The sequence below is a fragment of the Sinorhizobium numidicum genome (genome assembly GCF_029892045.1).
Classification (GTDB): Bacteria; Pseudomonadota; Alphaproteobacteria; order Rhizobiales; family Rhizobiaceae; genus Sinorhizobium; species Sinorhizobium numidicum.
The window spans coordinates 3,497,786-3,516,630 of sequence record NZ_CP120368.1; the positions used below are offsets into that span (position 1 = coordinate 3,497,786).

The 18,845-nt window shown below is 61.7% G+C and carries 17 protein-coding genes; 1 reads left to right on the forward strand and 16 read right to left on the reverse strand.

Annotation, left to right across the window (positions count from 1 at the left end; all coding sequences use genetic code 11):
- Positions 1-154: 154 nt before the first annotated feature.
- A complete protein-coding gene (locus tag PYH37_RS27965) occupies positions 155-1,231 on the forward strand; it encodes a TraB/GumN family protein (RefSeq protein WP_425336130.1) in 1,077 nt (358 codons plus the stop codon).
- Between the two features lie 151 nt (positions 1,232-1,382).
- Here the strand turns inward: PYH37_RS27965 and lpdA are convergent, their stop codons facing one another.
- The 16 genes from lpdA to sdhA all read right to left on the reverse strand — a co-directional run bounded on the left by lpdA (position 1,383) and on the right by sdhA (position 18,838).
- On the reverse strand, positions 1,383-2,789 hold the full coding sequence (gene lpdA / locus PYH37_RS27970; protein ID WP_280734735.1) for a dihydrolipoyl dehydrogenase: 1,407 nt from the start codon (positions 2,787-2,789) through the stop codon (positions 1,383-1,385).
- A 24-nt stretch (positions 2,790-2,813) separates the two neighbouring features.
- Positions 2,814-3,566 carry an SDR family oxidoreductase gene (locus PYH37_RS27975; protein WP_280734736.1) on the reverse strand — a complete coding sequence of 251 codons (753 nt, stop codon included), beginning with the start codon at positions 3,564-3,566 and terminating at the stop codon, positions 2,814-2,816.
- The gene (locus tag PYH37_RS27980) at positions 3,563-4,066 is read right to left on the reverse strand and encodes a hypothetical protein (RefSeq protein ID WP_280734738.1); all 504 of its coding nucleotides are present in this window, start codon (positions 4,064-4,066) and stop codon (positions 3,563-3,565) included. The genes PYH37_RS27975 and PYH37_RS27980 overlap by 4 nt, the downstream gene beginning before the upstream one ends.
- A 2-nt stretch (positions 4,067-4,068) precedes the next feature.
- On the reverse strand, positions 4,069-4,710 hold the full coding sequence (locus PYH37_RS27985) for a LysE family transporter (RefSeq protein ID WP_280734740.1): 642 nt from the start codon (positions 4,708-4,710) through the stop codon (positions 4,069-4,071).
- Positions 4,707-5,132 (reverse strand): VOC family protein, encoded by a 426-nt coding sequence (locus tag PYH37_RS27990; RefSeq protein WP_280734742.1) that lies wholly within the window; start codon positions 5,130-5,132, stop codon positions 4,707-4,709. Before PYH37_RS27990 ends, PYH37_RS27985 begins: the two co-directional genes overlap by 4 nt.
- Positions 5,133-5,147: 15 nt before the next feature.
- Positions 5,148-5,537: an MAPEG family protein gene (locus tag PYH37_RS27995; RefSeq protein WP_280734743.1), complete on the reverse strand. Its 390-nt coding sequence runs from the start codon at positions 5,535-5,537 to the stop codon at positions 5,148-5,150.
- A gap of 51 nt (positions 5,538-5,588) precedes the next feature.
- Positions 5,589-6,854, reverse strand: coding sequence for a 2-oxoglutarate dehydrogenase complex dihydrolipoyllysine-residue succinyltransferase (gene odhB, locus PYH37_RS28000; RefSeq protein WP_280734744.1), 1,266 nt, complete (start codon positions 6,852-6,854; stop codon positions 5,589-5,591).
- 61 nt (positions 6,855-6,915) lie between these two features.
- Positions 6,916-9,912 carry a 2-oxoglutarate dehydrogenase E1 component gene (locus PYH37_RS28005; protein ID WP_280734745.1) on the reverse strand — a complete coding sequence of 999 codons (2,997 nt, stop codon included), beginning with the start codon at positions 9,910-9,912 and terminating at the stop codon, positions 6,916-6,918.
- 257 nt (positions 9,913-10,169) lie between these two features.
- A complete protein-coding gene (gene sucD / locus PYH37_RS28010) occupies positions 10,170-11,072 on the reverse strand; it encodes a succinate--CoA ligase subunit alpha (RefSeq protein WP_280734746.1) in 903 nt (300 codons plus the stop codon).
- Positions 11,073-11,077: 5 nt separating this feature from the next.
- Complete coding sequence (sucC, locus tag PYH37_RS28015) at positions 11,078-12,274, reverse strand: ADP-forming succinate--CoA ligase subunit beta (protein WP_280734747.1); 1,197 nt, start codon at positions 12,272-12,274, stop codon at positions 11,078-11,080.
- A gap of 28 nt (positions 12,275-12,302) precedes the next feature.
- Positions 12,303-13,265 (reverse strand): malate dehydrogenase, encoded by a 963-nt coding sequence (mdh, locus tag PYH37_RS28020; protein ID WP_280734748.1) that lies wholly within the window; start codon positions 13,263-13,265, stop codon positions 12,303-12,305.
- 181 nt (positions 13,266-13,446) lie between these two features.
- Positions 13,447-14,601: a cell division protein ZapE gene (gene zapE, locus PYH37_RS28025; protein ID WP_280734749.1), complete on the reverse strand. Its 1,155-nt coding sequence runs from the start codon at positions 14,599-14,601 to the stop codon at positions 13,447-13,449.
- Positions 14,602-14,720: 119 nt separating this feature from the next.
- Complete coding sequence (locus tag PYH37_RS28030) at positions 14,721-15,260, reverse strand: protease inhibitor Inh/omp19 family protein (protein WP_280734750.1); 540 nt, start codon at positions 15,258-15,260, stop codon at positions 14,721-14,723.
- A gap of 142 nt (positions 15,261-15,402) precedes the next feature.
- Positions 15,403-15,999, reverse strand: a complete 597-nt coding sequence (gene msrA, locus PYH37_RS28035; RefSeq protein ID WP_280734751.1) for a peptide-methionine (S)-S-oxide reductase MsrA — start codon at positions 15,997-15,999, stop codon at positions 15,403-15,405.
- A 199-nt stretch (positions 16,000-16,198) separates the two neighbouring features.
- On the reverse strand, positions 16,199-16,978 hold the full coding sequence (locus tag PYH37_RS28040) for a succinate dehydrogenase iron-sulfur subunit (protein ID WP_280734752.1): 780 nt from the start codon (positions 16,976-16,978) through the stop codon (positions 16,199-16,201).
- Between the two features lie 18 nt (positions 16,979-16,996).
- Positions 16,997-18,838 carry a succinate dehydrogenase flavoprotein subunit gene (gene sdhA, locus PYH37_RS28045; RefSeq protein WP_280734754.1) on the reverse strand — a complete coding sequence of 614 codons (1,842 nt, stop codon included), beginning with the start codon at positions 18,836-18,838 and terminating at the stop codon, positions 16,997-16,999.
- Positions 18,839-18,845 lie beyond the last annotated feature (7 nt).

Sequence of the window (18,845 nt, forward strand, 5' to 3'; positions counted from 1 at the left end):
AAAATCAAAACGTGACTGATGCAGGCGGAAAACCGCTCACGCTTTTCTTCATACCGCTCTAAAATCCGGCACGCTTCTCCATTAACCAAGCTTATTAAGGAACCTGTGACCGCAGCGGCGTAGTGTCCGAACACCAGTGCGGAAAGCAATGCTCATGACAATCACCAGACCCGTTCGCAATCTCGCCGTCAGGGCGGCTGACAGTTTACTGCGGCTGATCGTGCTGCTGCATGTGCTGATGGCCGCAAGCCTTGTTGTCGCGTTGCTTTCCATCTCCAATGCAAGGGCGGCGGAAGGAACCGACTGCGGCGGCAGCAACATTTTGACCGGTCTCGAGCGCACGGATCCGGTCCGCCTGGCCGCGCTAAGGCACGAAGCCGACGAGGTCCCTAATGGCAAGGGCCTCTTCTGGAAGATCGAAAGGCAGGGCCTGGCACCCTCCTGGCTGCTCGGCACTATGCATGTCGCGGACCCGCGCGTCCTGGCCATGCCCCACGGTGCGGCCGATGCCTTTGCCGAGGCTCGGACCGTCGTCGTCGAATCGGACGAGATCATCGACGAGAAGAAGGCTGCCACTGCCATACTGATGAGGCCCGACCTCACCATGTTTGCCGGTGACAAGACGATCGACGATTTCCTGAAGCCTGAAGACCGCTCGCGGCTGGAGAGCGGCCTCAAGCAGCGGGGCATATCCCTGCCGCTCGTCGCCAAGATGAAGCCCTGGATGATTGCGAGCTTCGTCGCGCTTCCGGCCTGCGAATTTTCGCGCAAAGCCGCCGGCGCGTCCTTCCTCGATAAGAAGCTCGCCGAAGATGCCGTAGAACAGGGAAAGACCTTGAAAGGTCTGGAAACGCTGGTGGAGCAGCTTTCCGCCATGGATTCTTTGCCAGTCGAACTGCATCTGCAGGCGCTGATCGAAACGCTGGCACTCGGCAAGACGATCGACGACGTCATGGCGACGACCACCGATCTTTATGTTTCGGGCGAAACCGGCATGATCATGCCGATGATGAAATCCGTGTCCGAACAGGTCTCGTCGGGCGACTTCGGCTACGCCGAGTTCGAGCAGCGCATCATCATCGATCGCAACAAGACCATGGCGGTGCGCGCCGAGCCGATCCTGAAGGAAGGGAATGCCTTCATGGCCGTCGGCGCGCTGCATCTTCCAGGCAATGAAGGTCTTGTCGAGCTCCTGCGCCAGCAGGGATTCACAGTCACGCGGGTAAACTGATCACCGCAGGTGTTTCGACGGCGCCCCATGCTTCTTTTTCAGACGCACAAAGGCCGCTGCAACACTCTGCACTGCCGCAGGTGATCTGCACGGACCCGCCGTCGCTATCGCGCGAGACAGGGGCCGCTTTGCTGCGACCCCCGCCCAAGTGTCACATGTGGATAGGCTTGAAGAAGGTGGAGAGTGCCGCTTCCTTCACCGCTTCGGACATTGTCGGATGGGCATGGCAGGTGCGACCGAGGTCCTCCGACGATCCGCCGAATTCCATCAGCACGGCAATCTCATGGATCATTTCGCCGGCGCCGAAGCCGACGACATGGCCGCCGAGCACCCGATCGGTTTCCTTATCGGCGAGGATCTTGACGAAACCGTCCGTCGCCTGCATCGCACGGGCGCGGCCATTGGCGGTAAACGGGAACTTGCCGACCTTGTAGGCCACTCCGGCAGCCTTCAGTTCCTCCTCCGTCTTGCCGACCGAGGCGACCTCAGGCTGGGTATAGACGACGCTCGGGATGACGTCGTAGTTCACGTGGCCGGCCTGTCCGGCGATGATCTCCGCCACGGCAACGCCTTCGTCCTCGGCCTTGTGGGCGAGCATCGGCCCGCGCACGACGTCGCCGATCGCGTATACGCCCGTTATGCTCGTCTGAAAGTGACGGTCGATCTCGATCCGGCCGCCCGCGTCGAGGACAACACCCGCCTTTGCAAGACCCAGGCCTTCGGAGCAAGGCTTGCGGCCGGTCGCGATCAGCACCACCTCCGCATCGAGCGTGATCGCCTCGCCGCCCTTGACCGGCTCGAAGGTGACTCTCGCGCCGCTGCCCGGTTTCGCGACGCCGGTCACTTTGGCGCCGAGCTTGAAATCGATGCCCTGCTTCGTCAACATCCGCTGCAGTTGCTTGGCGACCTCGCCGTCCATGCCGCCGAGGATCGTGTCGAGGAACTCGACGACGGTCACCTTGGCGCCGAGACGCGCCCAGACCGAGCCGAGCTCTAGACCGATGACGCCGCCGCCGACGACGATCATGCTTGCTGGCACCTTTTCCAGTTCCAGCCCACCGGTCGAGGAAATGATGATCTTCTCGTCGAATGCGACTTCGACACCTGGAATGCCGGCGACGTCGGAACCGGTCGCGATGACCACGTTCTTGGCTTCGAGTATCTGCTCCTCACCCTTTTCATTGGTGACCGACACCTTGCCTTGGCCGAGAAGCTTGCCCGTGCCCTGGAACCCCTCGATCTTGTTCTTCTTGAACAGGAAGGAGACGCCGTCGACGTTCGACTTAACGGTCGCGTCCTTGTGGGCCATCATCTTTTCGAGATTGAGCGTCGGGCTCGCGACCTCCACGCCCAGCGCATCCAATCCGTGCGAAGCGTGATGGAACATCTCGGAAGCATGCAGCAGGGCCTTCGAAGGGATGCAGCCGATGTTGAGGCAGGTGCCGCCATAGGTGCTGCGCTTCTCGACGACGGCAACCTTCATGCCCAACTGCGCCGCTTTGATGGCGCACACATAGCCGCCCGGGCCGCTTCCGATAACGACGAGATCATAAGCCATTTGATAATCCTTCTTTCAGGGCGCTTATCGTCCGCCGCTGACATTGAGAATGGCTCCCGTCACATAAGTCGCCTTATCCGACAGGAGATAGAGAATTGCATCGGCAACTTCGCCGGCGCTTCCGGGACGCTGCATGGGAATAGTTGGAGCCAAGTCACGGGCGCGGTCCGGCAGTCCGCCGGAAGCGTGAATATACGTATCAATGATGCCCGGGCGAACCGCGTTCACGCGAATGCCTTCTGACGCAACTTCGCGCGCCAGGCCGACGGTGAAGCTGTCGATCGCGCCCTTCGAGGCGGCATAGTCGACATATTGCCCCGGCGCACCCAGGACGGCAGCGACGGAAGAGAGATTGACGATCGAACCGCCCCGACCGCCGTGATGCGTCGACATCCGGAGCACCGCTTGCGCCGCGCAACGGATCGCCCCGGTCACATTGACGCGGAACATCCGCTCCAGCCGTTCGGGCGAAATCTGGTCGACACGCTGCGGCGAGCCGATGATGCCGGCGTTGTTGACGAGGCCGTCCAGCCGACCAAAGGCGGCGTCGACGGTGGAAAAGATTGCCCTGACTCCGTCTTCTGATCCAACATCGCCTTCAATCGCGATCGCAGACCCGCCCGCTTTCGAGATGAGACGGACGACATCCTCGGCCGCCTGCCGATTGGATGCGTAATTGACCGCAATTCGCCAGCCCTCGCTTGCCGCTCCAATACAGACGGCAGCACCGATGCCGCGGCTGCCGCCGGTGACGAGAAGAACGCGCCCGTCACTCATTCAGCACATCCCCTGAGCTGAAATACATCAGAACTGTCGGAATTGGCCTTGCCCTCGCCCCAGGCGCTGGAAAGGCGCAGCGACGGACCGAAATCCGGAAGCAAGATCTGCTCGGCGGCAGGTTCATCTTCCGCAGCGAGCAGGCCAATCTTGCCCGCCTTGTCGACCGTGTACATCACGCCCTGCCAGACGGTGCAGGCACTGAGCTCCGCGCCGGTGACGTCGCCTTCCGGGCAGTTGTGCATCACTATCCCGTTCGGGCGCTCCGGCTCGCCGGACTGCATCACCACGCCATCGAGCAGCAGCCCAGTTTCCCCAACCTTGACCTTGAAATGATTGCTGGTGACGGCGCTTTCCGAACCGACCGGCTCGAAACGCAGTTCGTAGATGCCAGCGGGATCGGCATAGATCGCATGCGCCTGCTTGCACTCCTCTGCAAACGCAGGCGTGGTGATCAACGCGATCGCGAGCGACGCAAAAAAGGCGTTGCGCCCGCTCATTCTCACGCCGCCTTTTCCGTCGCGAGTTTCAGGCCGAGCGCGATGAAAACGAGACCGCTTGCCCGGTCGATCCACTTGCTGGCGCGCGTGAAGGCGGCCCGCATCCGCGGCGTCGTCATGAACAGGCTGACGCCGACGAACCAGAGGATCAGTGAGTTCGCCATGACGAGGCCGTAGCCGAACTTGATCATCATCGGCGTCTGCGCGCTGACGACGGTCGAGAAGATGGACAGGAAGAAGAAGACCGGCTTGGGGTTAAGTGCATTGGCCGCGAAGCCGAGGCCGAAGGCCTTCAGTGCCGACTGCCTTTTGCCCGAGCCGGTGATCTGTCCCGCCTCCACGGATATCCCTGTCTGGCTGGCACGCAGCGCTTTGATGCCGATATAGATGAGGTAGGCGACGCCGCACCATTTGACGATGTTGAAGAGATAGATGGACTGGGAAATGATCAGTCCCAGCCCAAGAATCGTATAGGTGACGTGGAACATCAGCGACGTGCCGATGCCGAACGCGGTGATGATCGCCTGGCGGCGGCTATGGACGAGCGACTGCCGCATCACCATCGCGAGGTCCGCGCCGGGCGAAACGATGGCGAAGGAGAAAATCACCATCAGCGATGCCAGTTCGACCAGGTAATTGCTCATGATTTTGCGACCGGTGCGTTGAAGGCCCAGATGTGGCCGAAGGGATCCTCGATGCGCGCATAGCGTGCTTCCCAGAACGTATCCTGCGGCTCCATCACTGTCGATGCCCCTGCAGCGACCGCCTTGGCGTAAGCCGAATCTACCTCTTCCGGTTTCGGTAGATTGATGTTGATCGCAACGCTCGCGCCTCCGGCCGTGTGCGGCGACTTTATGCTCATGCCGAATTCCGGAAACTCGTCATGCAGCATGATCTCGCCACTAAAAAGGGCGAGATTGGCATGCATCACGCGTTTGCCGTCCTCGGCCATCTGGTGAAACGTGTTCACGGCGCCGAACGCCTTCTCGTAGAAGGCGATAGCGGCAAGACCGCCGTTGACGCAAAGATGCACTTGAATGGGGGGAATTTTCCCTTCGGATGTCATGCCTTTCTCCTCCGTCTAGATGAGAATGCCCGCAAGCATCAGGACAAGGCCCGCCGCCGATACCGCCCATACCGCCGAACGAACCAACCCGAGGCCGCCGACATAGATCGGCAGATAGGCGGCCCTTGCCCAGAACCAGATCACAGTTCCACACTCGGTCAGTGCTCCGCTTCGCCCGGTGAACTCTACGACGATGACGAGAACGACAAACACCGGATAGGTCTCGTGGAAATTGCGAAGCGCCCGCGTTGCCCGTCCTGTGAGCACATCCGCCGGCGGCTGGATGTCGCGGTTGGGGTCAACCTCGACAATCCCGTTCTGCAAGCGATAGGCACCTGCCTGCGCCGTAACATAGGCGAAGGCAAGCACGGCGCTCCAGAGCAGGTAACTTAGTTCCAGCGACATTTGCGCATCCCAGAGAAAGAAACGGGGGCTGCAATCGTGCCCCCGCCGTCCTTAGAGATCGAGCACCAGGCGTTCCGGATCTTCGAGGCTTTCCTTGACGCGCACGAGGAAGGTCACCGCTTCCTTGCCGTCGACGATACGGTGATCGTAGGACAGAGCCAGGTACATCATCGGGCGGATGACTACCTGGCCGCCGATCGCGACCGGCCGGTCCTGGATCTTGTGCATGCCGAGGATGCCCGACTGCGGCGCGTTGAGGATAGGCGAGGACATCAGCGAGCCGTAGACGCCGCCGTTCGAAATGGTGAAGGTCCCGCCCTGCATATCGGCCATAGACAGCATGCCGTCGCGCGCAGCCTTGCCGAGACGGCCGATTTCCTTCTCGATCTCGGCGATGGACATATGATCGGCGTCACGCACGACCGGCACGACAAGACCCTTTTCCGTTCCGACGGCGACGCCGACGTGGCAGAAGTTCTTATAAATGATGTCGGTGCCGTCGATCTCAGCGTTGACCGCCGGCAGTTCCTTGAGTGCGTGGGTGACGGCCTTGGTGAAAAAGCCCATGAAACCTAGCTTCACGCCGTGCTTCTTCTCGAAGACGTCCTTGTACCTGTTGCGCAGGCTCATGACCGCGCTCATGTCCACCTCATTGTAGGTGGTGAGCATCGCGGCGGTGTTCTGCGCGTCCTTGAGCCGCCGGGCGATCGTCTGACGAAGCCGGGTCATCTTGACGCGCTCCTCGCGCGCGGCGTCTTCGGCCGTTGCCGGCGCGCGGGCCTGGACCTTGACTGGCTCTGCGGGAGCGGGCGCCGAAATTCCCTTGGCGACAGCGGCGAGCACGTCGCCCTTCAGCACTTGCCCGCGCTTGCCCGAGCCGTCGAGCTGATCGGCGGAAAGGTTGTTTTCGGCAATGAGCTTGGCGGCGGCGGGCGCCGGCGGCATCGAAGAGACGGCTTGGGGGGCCGGCGCGGCAGCGGCGGGCTGTGCAGCTGGAGCGGCAGCCGGCTGTGCGGCCGGGGCAGCGGCAGCGGGTTCGACCTTTTTCTCGGCGGCAGCCGGAGCTGCGGCGGCACCGGCGCCTTCGGCAATCTGGCCGAGCAGCGCACCGAGGCCGACGGTCTCGCCCGCCTGGACGACGATTTCGGAAAGCGTGCCGGTGGTCGGCGCCGGAACTTCGATCGTCACCTTGTCGGTCTCGAGCTCCAGGATCGGCTCGTCGGCCTTGATCGGGTCGCCGACCTTCTTGAACCAGGTGCCGACGGTCGCTTCGCTGACGGATTCGCCAAGGGTGGGAACGCGGATTTCTGTTGCCATGATTTTTGTTCCGTTGATCAGATATCTGTTTCTGTCGATTGGCAGGCCGTGGGGGGCACGATCAGCCCCCCAGCGCGTCCTCGAGGAAGGCGACAAGCTGCGCCATGTGCTTGGACATGAGGCCCGTTGCCGGCGAGGCGGCAGCCGGCCGTCCGGTATAGCGCACTCGCTGGTACTTGGCGTCGATATGGGCGAGAACCCATTCGAGATAGGGATCGATGAACGACCAGGCGCCCATGTTCTTCGGCTCTTCCTGGCACCAGACCATCTCCGCATGGCGGAAGCGGCTGAGCTCATTGATGAGCGCCTTGGCCGGGAACGGATAGAGCTGCTCGACGCGCAGCAGATAGATATCGTCGATACCGCGCTTCTCGCGCTCTTCGAGCAGGTCGTAGTAGACCTTGCCGGCGCAGAGCACGACGCGACGGATCTTCGAATCCTTCTGCAGCTTGATCGGGCCGTCCTTGACAACCTCCGCATCGTCCCAGAGCAGCCGGTGGAAGGAGCTCTCGCCGGCCATTTCGGAAAGGCTGGAGACCGCCCGCTTGTGGCGCAGCAGCGACTTCGGCGTCATCAGGATCAACGGCTTGCGGAAGTCTCGTTTCACCTGGCGGCGCAGGATATGGAAGTAATTTGCCGGTGTCGTGACGTTGGCGACCTGCATGTTATCTTCCGCGCAGAGCTGCAGGAAGCGTTCGAGACGCGCGGAGGAGTGCTCCGGACCCTGTCCTTCATAGCCGTGCGGCAGCAGGCAGACGAGACCCGACATGCGCAGCCACTTGCGTTCGCCGGACGAGATGAACTGGTCGAAGACCACCTGCGCGCCATTGGCGAAGTCGCCGAACTGGGCTTCCCACAGCGTCAGCGCGTTCGGGCGGGCGAGCGAGTAGCCATATTCGAAGCCGAGCACCGCCTCTTCCGAGAGCATCGAGTTGATGACCTCGTAGCGCGCCTGGTTCGGCGACAGATTGGCGAGCGGAATATAACGTTCTTCGGTCTCCTGGTCGTAGAGGACCGAATGGCGCTGCGAGAACGTGCCGCGCTCGCAGTCCTGGCCCGAAAGGCGGATCTTCGTGCCCTCGGTGACGAGCGTCCCGAAGGCAAGCGCTTCCGCCATCGCCCAGTCGATGCCCTCGCCGGTCTGGATCATGTTGGCGCGGTTTTCCATAAAGCGCTGGATAGTCCGATGCGCATTGAAGCCGGCCGGAATCTCGGAAATCTTGCGGCCGACTTCCTTCAGTTGCTTCATTGGCACCGAGGTCCTGCCGCGGCGTTGCTCGTCCTGATTGTCGGCGGTGCGCAAGCCCGACCAGACGCCGTCGAGCCAATCGGCTTTGTTCGGCTTGTAGGACTGGCCGGCCTCGAACTCCTGTTCGAGATGCGCGCGCCAGTCGGCCTTCATCTTTTCCACCTCGCCTTCGCTGATCAGACCTTCGGCGACCAGGCGTTCGGAATAGAGTTGAACCACCGTCTTGTGGGCACGGATGACCTTGTACATCTTCGGCTGCGTGAACGCCGGCTCGTCGCCTTCGTTGTGGCCGAAGCGGCGGTAACAGAACATGTCGATGACGACCGGCTTGTGGAACTTCATCCGGAACTCGGTCGCGACCTTCGCCGCGTAAACAACGGCCTCCGGATCGTCGCCGTTCACGTGGAAGATCGGCGCCTCGATCATTTTCGCCACATCCGACGGATAGGGCGAGGAACGCGAGAAGGCCGGGTTCGTGGTGAAGCCGATCTGGTTGTTGATGATGAAGTGCACCGTGCCGCCGACGCGGTGGCCGCGAAGACCGGAAAGGCCGAGGATTTCGGCGATGACACCCTGGCCCGCGAAAGCCGCGTCACCATGCAGCAGGAGCGGCATGACCTTGACGCGCTCGCGCAGCGGAATGATGTCGCCTTCGAAGACGGTCGCTATCTGGTCCTGCTTCGCACGCGCCTTGCCCATGACGACGGGGTTGACGATTTCGAGATGCGAAGGGTTCGCCGTCAGAGACAGATGAACCTTGTTGCCGTCGAATTCGCGATCGGACGACGCGCCGAGGTGATATTTCACATCGCCGGAACCTTCCACGTCATCGGGCGCATAGGATCCGCCCTTGAACTCGTGAAAGACCGCGCGGTGCGGCTTGCCCATGACTTGGGACAACACGTTGAGGCGGCCGCGGTGGGCCATGCCGAGAACGATTTCCTTGAGGCCGAGCTGGCCGCCGCGCTTGATGAGCTGCTCCAGCGCCGGGATCAGCGATTCGCCGCCGTCGAGGCCAAAGCGCTTCGTGCCCTTGTACTTGACGTCGATGAACTGCTCGAAACCTTCGGCTTCGATGAGCTTCTGCAGAATGGCCCGCTTGCCCTCGGGGGTGAATTCGACACCCTTGTCCGGCCCTTCGATCCGCTCCTGGATCCAGCCCTTCTCTTCCGGGTTGGACATGTGCATGAATTCGACGCCGATCGTCGAGCAATAGGTCCGCTCGAGGATTTCGACCATTTCGCGCACCGTCGCGTATTCGAGGCCGAGCACGTTGTCGATGAAGATCTTGCGGTCGTAATCCTTCTCCTCGAAGCCGTAGGTCTTCGGCGAGAGCTCGTCGTAATCCTCGACCGGATCGGCGAGGCCCAGCGGGTCGAGCTTGGCGTGCAGGTGGCCGCGCATGCGATAGGCGCGTATCATCATGATCGCGCGGACGGAATCGCGCGTTGACTGATGAACCTCGGCCTCGCTGATCGGTATGCCCGTGACGGCGGCGGCTTCCTCGGCCTTCGCCTTGACCTTCTTCTCGACGATCTTTTCAACCGTGCCCCAGTCGCCATCGAGCGCGGACACCAGTTCGCCGTTGGCCGGGATAGGCCAATTGCTCTTCTTCCAGGAGGCGCCCTTGGCCGCCTTCACGACATCCTCAGGCCTGTCGGCAAGTGCCTTGAAGAAGGACTGCCACTCGGCCGAAACGGAAGACGGATCCGTTTCGTAGCATGCATAGAGCTGCTCGATATAGGCGGCGTTGGCGCCGTCCAGAAACGATGTGAGCTGGAATTGCTCGTTGGCCTCTTGCCTTGTCATGTCTCTCGCGAACCTTTGGTCCGCCTCCTGACTGAAGTTGGGATGCCGGGTTGTCCCGGTCGTTCATGTTTGCTCGGCGCCTTGGATCAGGATGGTCTTGAACACTCAAAATAGGTCTGATCGGGCTTCCGTCAGTCAGAGCGGGAGGCGGGATGGAGCTGCTTTGCCCACTTCATCTCGCTCTGATCGGTCATCTTGGCGCTATTCATGGCTCCAATGGGGCGGCACCGAGGCCACCCCATTGGACTGATGTAGGCTCAGCCCTTCAGGACTTCGACCAAGGTCTTGCCGAGACGGGCCGGCGATGGCGAGACGCGGATGCCGGCGGCTTCCATCGCCGCGATCTTGTCTTCCGCGCCGCCCTTGCCGCCGGAGATGACGGCACCGGCGTGACCCATGGTGCGGCCGGGAGGAGCGGTGCGGCCGGCAATGAACCCAACCATCGGCTTCTTGCGACCACGCTTGGCTTCGTCCTTCAGGAACTGCGCCGCGTCCTCTTCGGCCGAACCGCCGATCTCGCCGATCATGATGATCGACTTTGTCTCGTCGTCGGCGAGGAACATCTCCAGCACGTCGATAAACTCGGTGCCCTTGACCGGATCGCCGCCGATGCCGACGGCGGTCGTCTGGCCAAGACCCTCGTTCGAAGTCTGGAAGACCGCTTCGTAAGTGAGCGTTCCAGAGCGCGAAAGGACGCCGACCGAGCCTTTACGGAAAATGTTCCCGGGCATGATACCGATCTTGCATTCGTCCGGGGTTAGCACGCCCGGGCAGTTGGGGCCGATGAGGCGCGAAGACGACTTCTCGAGCCGCGCCTTGACCTTGACCATGTCGGCAACGGGAATGCCCTCGGTGATGCAGACGATCAGCGGGATTTCCGCGTCGATCGCTTCGATGATCGCAGCGGCTGCGCCTGCCGGCGGCACATAGATCACCGACGCGTTGGCGCCGGTCGCATCGCGGCCTTCGGCAACGGTGGCGAAAATCGGCAGTTGCTCGCCCTTGGCGCCGGTCCAGGTTTCGCCGCCCTTCTTCGGGTGGATGCCGCCGACCATCTTCGTGCCGTTATAGGCGAGCGCCTGCTCGGTGTGGAAGGTGCCGGTCTTGCCGGTCAGGCCCTGCACGAGAACCTTGGTATCTTTGTTGATGAGGATGGACATAAGCCTCAGGCTCCTTTCACGGCTGCAACGATCTTCTGGGCGGCATCGTCCAGATCATCGGCGGAGATGACATTGAGGCCCGATTCATTAATGATCTTCTTGCCAAGCTCGACATTGGTGCCTTCGAGGCGCACGACGAGCGGCACCTTGAGGCCGACTTCCTTGACCGCAGCCAGAACACCCTCGGCGATGACGTCGCACTTCATGATGCCGCCGAAGATGTTGACGAGGATGCCCTTCACCGCCGGATCGGCAGTGATGATCTTGAAGGCGTGCGTGACCTTTTCCTTCGAGGCGCCGCCACCAACATCGAGGAAGTTCGCCGGCTCCGCGCCGTAGAGCTTGATGATGTCCATGGTCGCCATCGCAAGGCCGGCGCCATTGACCATGCAGCCGATATTTCCGTCGAGGGCGACATAGGCGAGGTCGTGCTTCGAGGCTTCGATTTCCTTCTCGTCCTCTTCGGTCGTGTCGCGCAGCGCGACGATGTCCTCGTGGCGGAAGAGCGCGTTGCCGTCGAAGGAAACCTTGGCGTCAAGCACGCGCATGCGCCCGTTCTTCATGACGATCAGCGGATTGACCTCAAGCAGGCTCATGTCCTTCTCGACAAAGGCCTTGTAGAGGATCGGGAAGAGCGTTTCGGCGTCGGCGCGCGCCTCGCCTTCGAGCTGCAGCGCATCGGCAAGCGTTTTCAGGTCGTCGGCGGTCACACCCCTGTCCGGGTCGATCGCGACGGTGACGATCTTCTCCGGCGTATGCTCGGCGACCGCCTCGATGTCCATGCCGCCTTCGGTCGAAACGACGAAGGCGACGCGTCCGACGGAGCGATCGACGAGGATCGAGAGGTAAAGTTCACGGTCGATGTCGGCACCGTCCTCGATATAGAGGCGGTTGACCTGCTTGCCGGCCGGGCCGGTCTGCTTGGTCACGAGCGTGTTGCCGAGCATTTCCTTTGTATTGGCGACGACCTCTTCGACCGACTTCGCCAGGCGCACCCCGCCCTTGGCATCGGGGCCGAGCTCCTTGAACTTGCCCTTGCCGCGCCCGCCGGCATGAATCTGGCTCTTCACCACGTAAAGCGGGCCCGGCAGCTTCTTCGCGGCCGCTTCGGCTTCGTCGGCGGAGAAGATCGCAACGCCTTCCGCGACCGGCGCGCCATAGCTCTTCAAAAGAGCCTTGGCCTGATATTCATGAATGTTCATCGGTTCTTTCCTGTCAGATTGGCGACGGTTACTTCAGGCTGGGCGCGATGGTGATGCAGGCTTCGCACAGGCCGGCGACAGCGGCCACCGACTTGTCGAAGGCTTCCTTCTCGCCCTTGTTGAGGTCGATCTCTATGATGCGCTCGATGCCACCGGCACCGATCACCGTCGGCACGCCGACATACATGTCCTTCACACCGTATTGGCCGGAGAGATGGGCCGCGCAGGGGAGCACGCGCTTCTTGTCCTTGAGATAGGCTTCTGCCATTTCGATCGCTGAAGCCGCCGGCGCATAATAGGCCGAACCGGTCTTCAACAGCCCGACGATCTCGGCGCCGCCGTCACGGGTGCGCTGGACGATCTCTTCGAGCCGCTCCTTGGTGACCCAGCCCATATGGACGAGGTCGGTCAGCGGAATGCCGGCAACGGTCGAATAACGGGCGAGCGGCACCATCGAGTCGCCGTGGCCGCCGAGCACGAAAGCGGTGACGTCCTGAACCGAAACGTTGAATTCCTGGCTGAGGAAGTAACGGAAGCGCGCGGAATCGAGAACCCCGGCCATGCCGACGACCTTGTTCTTCGGCAGCCCGGAGAACTTCTGCAGCGCCCAGACCATGGCGTCGAGCGGATTGGTGATGCAGATGACGAAGGCATTCGGTGCGTATTTCTTGATGCCGGCGCCGACCTGCTCCATGACCTTGAGGTTGATGCCGAGCAGATCGTCGCGGCTCATGCCGGGCTTGCGCGGCACGCCCGCCGTGACGATGCAGACGTCGGCACCCTCGATTGCCGAATAGTCGCTGGCGCCCGTCAGCGAAGCGTCGAAACCTTCGACCGGTGACGACTGAGCGATGTCGAGGCCCTTACCCTGAGGAATGCCGTCGGCAATATCGAAGAGGACGATATCGCCCAGTTCCTTCAGACCGGCGAGATGCGCCAGCGTGCCACCAATCATCCCTGAACCAATAAGTGCAATCTTGTTGCGCGCCATGAAAGTGCTTCCTTTGTGATCCATGATCGAGGCCTGAAACGCGGCAAACGCCAAACCTTCGCGGGGAAAGCCCTTAAACGGCAAACGGTGAAATATCAATCGATACTTTGACAGAGAACAATTTCAATCGGTTAAACCATTAAATTCTTACGTAAAGGTAAGAATTTCTGTCACCGTTGCGTCACGGAACAGCAAGATTCTCCGAATGTCCGGCGGCATATTCCTCGCTCTGCATCTCAATGAGGCGTGACACCGTCCGGTCGAACTCGAAGCCTTCAGTGCCCTTTTTTGCGGTCAAAAGGTGCTGCGGCTCCGCGACGGCCGAGGCGAAGAGGCGGGCGCCCTGATCGTAGACGGCGTCGACGAGGATGATGAAACGCTTGGTCTCGTTGCGCAGATGTGGACCCAAATGCGGCACGTGATCGAGGAAGATCGTGCTGTGCTGCGAGAGGATGGCGAGGTAGTCGGCGGCACCGAGCGGCTGCGCGCAAAGATCCGCGAAAGTGAATCGAGCCGTGCGGCCCACAGCCACCGGCACGCGGATCTTGCGGCCCTTGCGGCCGATCTCAGTCGATCTAACCGGCGCTCCCCCCGTCTCGCGATACCAGGCGCGGTCCATTGCCGCCTCCGTTTCGGGCCCAAGCGGTGACAGCCAGACCGGGCTTCCGTCGGTTTTCTGAAGGCGATAGTCCGTCTCGGTATCGAGCGAAAGGATCTCCGCGTTCGCCTTCAGAAGATCGATGAACGGCAGAAAGAGGCCGCGATTGAGCCCGTCGCGATAGAGGTTGTCAGGCTCGACGTTCGAAGTCGCGACCAGAACGCAGCCCCTGGCGAAGAGTTCGCCGAAGAGGCGCGCCAGGATCATCGCGTCGGCGATGTCCGTCACCGAGAATTCGTCAAAACACAGGAGCCGCGCTTCGCCGAAAAGCTCGGAGGCAACTGGAGGGATGGGATCCGCCTGCTTCGTCTCACCGTTTTTGAGTCTTTGCCGATGCTTGTAGATGCGCTCATGCACATCGGCCATGAATTCATGGAAATGCGCCCGACGCTTGCGCTGGATGGGCACGGCATCGAAGAACATGTCCATCAGCATCGTCTTGCCGCGGCCGACCCCACCATGGATGTAGAGCCCCTTGACCGGCTCGCGCTCCCTCTTGCGAGAGGCGAACAGCCAGCCGAGTGCATTGGACTTGCGCGACGGTCGGCTGGCAAGCAGTTCCGCCGTCAGGTGATCGAGCCGTCTTGCGATTGCAAATTGCGCCGGATCACGCTGCCGCTCGCCGGCTGCAACAAGTGTTTCGAGCTTGTGATGAATGCTATCGTCAGGATTGAGCACGCTGCACCCGAGCGGAGACAGGAACCGCCTTTAGAAAACTGCGGCGGGATGACGGAACTCTTCGCACTTTTTCTCATCCACTTCGGGTGCGGCGCGAAGCCGAGCCGGTAACCAGCCCGTCAGCGGCTGAGGCTGACCGGCTGGCCGCCGTTGGTCGAACCGTCGAAGCGCGCATCCGCCGTCTTGTAGAGACGCGCGATCGCATTACCGTTTCGATCCTTCAGCACCACCTGCTTGCCGGCCACTTCCCAGGATCCCATCGCAGTCAGTTCGCCGGCGCAGCCGCGCGTGCCGCCGCGCGATCCGCTGCCGAGATTCGTCAGGGTCAGGAACATGTCGCAGGAACTGCCGGCGCTGGAGACGCGCCAGTTGCCGACCATCGATTCCTTGGTGACGTCGAGCGCATTGGTGGCGGCAGCAACCTGGGTTCCGGGCTGCGTGCCGCCGGGCGTCGCGGTACCGCTGGTCGGAGCGGTGGGGAACTGCGATGTGTTGGTCGTCGGATCCGGAAGCTGGCTCGATGAAACAGTCGGCACGGGCTGCGCCTGCAGGGGAGCGGGAGAAACATCCTGAGAACCAAAACCACCCATGGATGTCCGCTGGCACCCGGTCAGCGCAAGCACAACCGCCAACCCGGCCGCCGCATGAAGAACCCGCATATCTTTACCCCCGTTTTCGTCCGCGAACCATGATGCAACGCGATAATAAAGGCCGAATTACAGCAAATCCACCTGACAAATCAAGGTAAGGCATTTCAGCCCTGCCTGTTGCAGGATTGAAACGGCATCCGATCGACTACAATCAGTGATTGACGCCCGCATAGGCGCGGTCGCCCCAGAGCGCTTCGACCGTTCTGTTTCTGCCGCAGCCATTGCGATAATACCAATAGCGGATCGGGTTCCGCGCCCCGAAGTCCTGGTGATAGTCCTCGGCCGGCCAAAATTTGACCGCACCCTCGACCGGCGTGACGATCGGCCTGCCGAGCTCGGCCTCAGCCTTGATCTTTTCGGCTTTCGCATCCATCGACTGCCGATCGTTCAGGGCGTAGATCGCAGTCGTATAAGCAAAGCCGCGATCGCAGAACTGGCCGCCGCCATCCGTGGGATCCGTGGTGCGGAACAGGATCCCCACAAGCTCGGAATAGGAGACCTTGTCGGGATCGAACTTAATTTGGACCACTTCACGGTGCCCGCCTCCGGCGTAGTCTTCATAGGTCGGATTTTGGGTCTTGCCGCCGGCATAGCCGGAGACCGTCTCCAGAACCCCCGGCACGGCGTCGAAGTCGGTCTCGACGCACCAGAAGCATCCCCCCGCAAAGATCGCGAATTGCGGCTCGGCCGCCCGCGCCGGCAACAGCAGGAGGCAACTGGCGATAAATCCAAGCAGAAGGCGAAGCATCGGCGACCTCCATCCCTGACTAATAGCTACGCCGGTCGCCGGAAGTTTCAAATCACTTGCCAACACGTCGATGTGAGGATCGTGATAGAGCGGGTTGAGGAAAGTGGGTGTGGTTTTCCGCCCGCACCCGCATCGTGAAACTCAAGCAAACGGCGGGCCAAGCCCGCCATCGAATTGCAGCATGATCGAAGCGCACAGATCAGAACCTGCGCTCCACCAGCATCTTCTTGATTTCGCCGATCGCCTTGGCCGGGTTCAGCCCTTTCGGACAGGCTTGAGCGCAGTTCATGATCGTGTGGCAGCGATAAAGCCGAAACGGATCCTCGAGATCATCGAGGCGCTCGCCGGTCGCTTCGTCGCGGCTGTCGATCAGCCAGCGATAGGCCTGCAGGAGAACGGCCGGCCCGAGATAGCGGTCGCCGTTCCACCAGTAGCTCGGACAGGAGGTCGAGCAGCAGGCGCAGAGAATGCACTCGTAAAGGCCGTCGAGCTTGAGGCGGTCCTCGTGGCTCTGTCGCCATTCCTTGGCCGGCGTCGGCGACACTGTCTTCAGCCAGGGCTCGATCGAGCGATGCTGGGCATAGAAATTGGTCAGATCCGGCACCAGGTCCTTGACCACTGGCATATGCGGCAGCGGATAGACCTTCACAGCGCCATTGATCTCGTCCATGCCCTTGGTGCAGGCGAGCGTGTTGGTACCGTCGATGTTCATCGCGCAGGAACCGCAGATGCCCTCGCGGCAGGAGCGGCGAAGCGTCAGCGTCGGGTCGACCTTGTTCTTGATGTAGAGCAGACCGTCGAGCACCATCGGACCGCAATCATCGATATCGATATAATAGGTATCCATGCGCGGGTTCTTGCCGTCGTCCGGGTTCCAGCGATAGACCCGGTATTCGCGGAGCTTCGTCGCGCCGACCGGCTTCGGCCAGACCTTGCCTTCGGTGACCTGCGAGTTCTTGGGAAGAGCGAGTTCAACCATGTCCTGTTTTCCTCGAGATCAATAGACGCGCGCTTTGGGTTCGATCTTTTTCGGATCGATGCCGTCGGCGATCAGGCTGGTGTGAACCGGGCGATAGTCGAGCTTGACCTCGCCGGTCTCGTTGACCCAGGCGAGCGTATGCTTGCGCCAGTTGACGTCGTCGCGGCCGCCGAGCGGGCCGTCCTTGTAGTCTTCCCGCGCATGCGCGCCGCGGCTTTCCTTGCGCGCTTCGGCGCCGTAAACGGTCGTAATGGCGTTGGCCATCAGGTTGTCGAGCTCCAGCGTCTCGACGAGGTCCGAGTTCCATATGATCGAGCGGTCGGTGACCTTGATATCCGCCAGTTCCTTCCAGATCGCCGACAAACGGCGGCAGCCGGATTCGAGCGATTCCTGGGTGCGGAACACGGCTGCGTCATCCTGCATGGCGCGCTGCATCTTGTCGCGCAGCAGCGCCGTCGGCGTACTGCCATTGGCATGCCGCAGATTGTCGAAGCGTTCCATGATCCGATCGCTGGCAGCCTTGTTGATCTCCGGAACCGCCTCGTTGCGGTCGATGATCTGACCAGCTCGGATCGCCGCCGCGCGGCCGAAGACGACGAGATCGATCAGCGAATTCGAGCCGAGGCGGTTGGCGCCGTGCACCGAGGCACAGCCGGCCTCGCCGACGGCCATCAGGCCGGGCGCGATGCGCTCGGGATTCTGGCCGTCCGCATTCAGGACCTCGCCCCAATAGTTGGTGGGCACGCCGCCCATATTGTAGTGAACGGTCGGCAGCACCGGGATCGGCTCGCGGGTCACATCGACGCCGGCGAAGATCTTCGCCGATTCCGAAATACCCGGCAGGCGCTCGTGCAGCACCGCCGGATCGAGATGGTCGAGATGCAGGAAGATGTGGTCCTTGTTCTTGCCGACGCCGCGGCCTTCGCGGATTTCCATCGTCATGCAGCGGGAAACGACGTCACGTGAGGCGAGGTCCTTCGCCGATGGCGCATAGCGTTCCATGAAGCGCTCGCCTTCGGAATTGACGAGGTAGCCGCCCTCGCCGCGCGCGCCTTCAGTGATAAGGCAGCCGGCGCCGTAGATGCCGGTCGGATGAAACTGCACGAATTCCATGTCCTGCAGCGGCAGGCCGGCGCGCGCGATCATGCCGCCGCCGTCGCCGGTGCAGGTGTGTGCGGAGGTGGCGGAGAAATAGGCACGGCCGTAGCCACCGGTCGCCAGCACGACCATTTTGGCGGCAAAGCGATGGATCGTGCCGTCATCGAGGTTCCAGGCAATGACACCGGTGCAGCGGCCATCGTCCGACATGATCAGGTCGATCGCGAAATATTCGATGAAGAATTCCGCGTTGTTGCGCAGCGATTGGCCATAGAGCGTGTGCAGGATGGCATGGCCGGTGCGATCGGCGGCCGCACAGGTCCGTTGCACCGGCGGGCCTTCGCCATAATTCTGCATGTGCCCGCCGAACGGGCGCTGGTAGATCTTGCCTTCTTCGTTGCGCGAGAAGGGCACACCGTAGTGCTCGAGCTCATAGACCGCCTTCGGCGCTTCCATGGCGAGATACTGCATGGCGTCGACATCACCGAGCCAGTCCGAGCCCTTCACCGTGTCGTAAAGATGCCACTGCCAGCAGTCCGGCGTCATGTTCTGCAACGAGGCGGCGATGCCCCCCTGGGCGGCGACCGTATGGGAGCGCGTCGGGAAAACCTTGGTGACGCAGGCCGTCTTCAGACCTTGCTCGGCCATGCCGAGCGTAGCGCGCAAACCGGCGCCGCCGGCGCCGACCACAACGACGTCGAAGGCGTGGTCGACATATTGGTAGGCCTTGCCGTTCGCAGCCGGTGAACTGATCGATGCCATGACGAAA

Excerpts from the sequence above, each read along its gene's own strand:
- PYH37_RS27965 (WP_425336130.1), top strand. The coding sequence starts at position 155 with ATGACAATCACCAGACCCGTTCGCAATCTCGCCGTCAGGGCGGCTGAC.
- lpdA (WP_280734735.1), bottom strand. The coding sequence starts at position 2,789 with ATGGCTTATGATCTCGTCGTTATCGGAAGCGGCCCGGGCGGCTATGTG.
- PYH37_RS27975 (WP_280734736.1), bottom strand. The coding sequence starts at position 3,566 with ATGAGTGACGGGCGCGTTCTTCTCGTCACCGGCGGCAGCCGCGGCATC.
- PYH37_RS27980 (WP_280734738.1), bottom strand. The coding sequence starts at position 4,066 with ATGAGCGGGCGCAACGCCTTTTTTGCGTCGCTCGCGATCGCGTTGATC.
- PYH37_RS27985 (WP_280734740.1), bottom strand. The coding sequence starts at position 4,710 with ATGAGCAATTACCTGGTCGAACTGGCATCGCTGATGGTGATTTTCTCC.
- PYH37_RS27990 (WP_280734742.1), bottom strand. The coding sequence starts at position 5,132 with ATGACATCCGAAGGGAAAATTCCCCCCATTCAAGTGCATCTTTGCGTC.
- PYH37_RS27995 (WP_280734743.1), bottom strand. The coding sequence starts at position 5,537 with ATGTCGCTGGAACTAAGTTACCTGCTCTGGAGCGCCGTGCTTGCCTTC.
- odhB (WP_280734744.1), bottom strand. The coding sequence starts at position 6,854 with ATGGCAACAGAAATCCGCGTTCCCACCCTTGGCGAATCCGTCAGCGAA.
- PYH37_RS28005 (WP_280734745.1), bottom strand. The coding sequence starts at position 9,912 with ATGACAAGGCAAGAGGCCAACGAGCAATTCCAGCTCACATCGTTTCTG.
- sucD (WP_280734746.1), bottom strand. The coding sequence starts at position 11,072 with ATGTCCATCCTCATCAACAAAGATACCAAGGTTCTCGTGCAGGGCCTG.
- sucC (WP_280734747.1), bottom strand. The coding sequence starts at position 12,274 with ATGAACATTCATGAATATCAGGCCAAGGCTCTTTTGAAGAGCTATGGC.
- mdh (WP_280734748.1), bottom strand. The coding sequence starts at position 13,265 with ATGGCGCGCAACAAGATTGCACTTATTGGTTCAGGGATGATTGGTGGC.
- PYH37_RS28030 (WP_280734750.1), bottom strand. The coding sequence starts at position 15,260 with ATGCGGGTTCTTCATGCGGCGGCCGGGTTGGCGGTTGTGCTTGCGCTG.
- msrA (WP_280734751.1), bottom strand. The coding sequence starts at position 15,999 with ATGCTTCGCCTTCTGCTTGGATTTATCGCCAGTTGCCTCCTGCTGTTG.
- PYH37_RS28040 (WP_280734752.1), bottom strand. The coding sequence starts at position 16,978 with ATGGTTGAACTCGCTCTTCCCAAGAACTCGCAGGTCACCGAAGGCAAG.
- sdhA (WP_280734754.1), bottom strand. The coding sequence starts at position 18,838 with ATGGCATCGATCAGTTCACCGGCTGCGAACGGCAAGGCCTACCAATAT.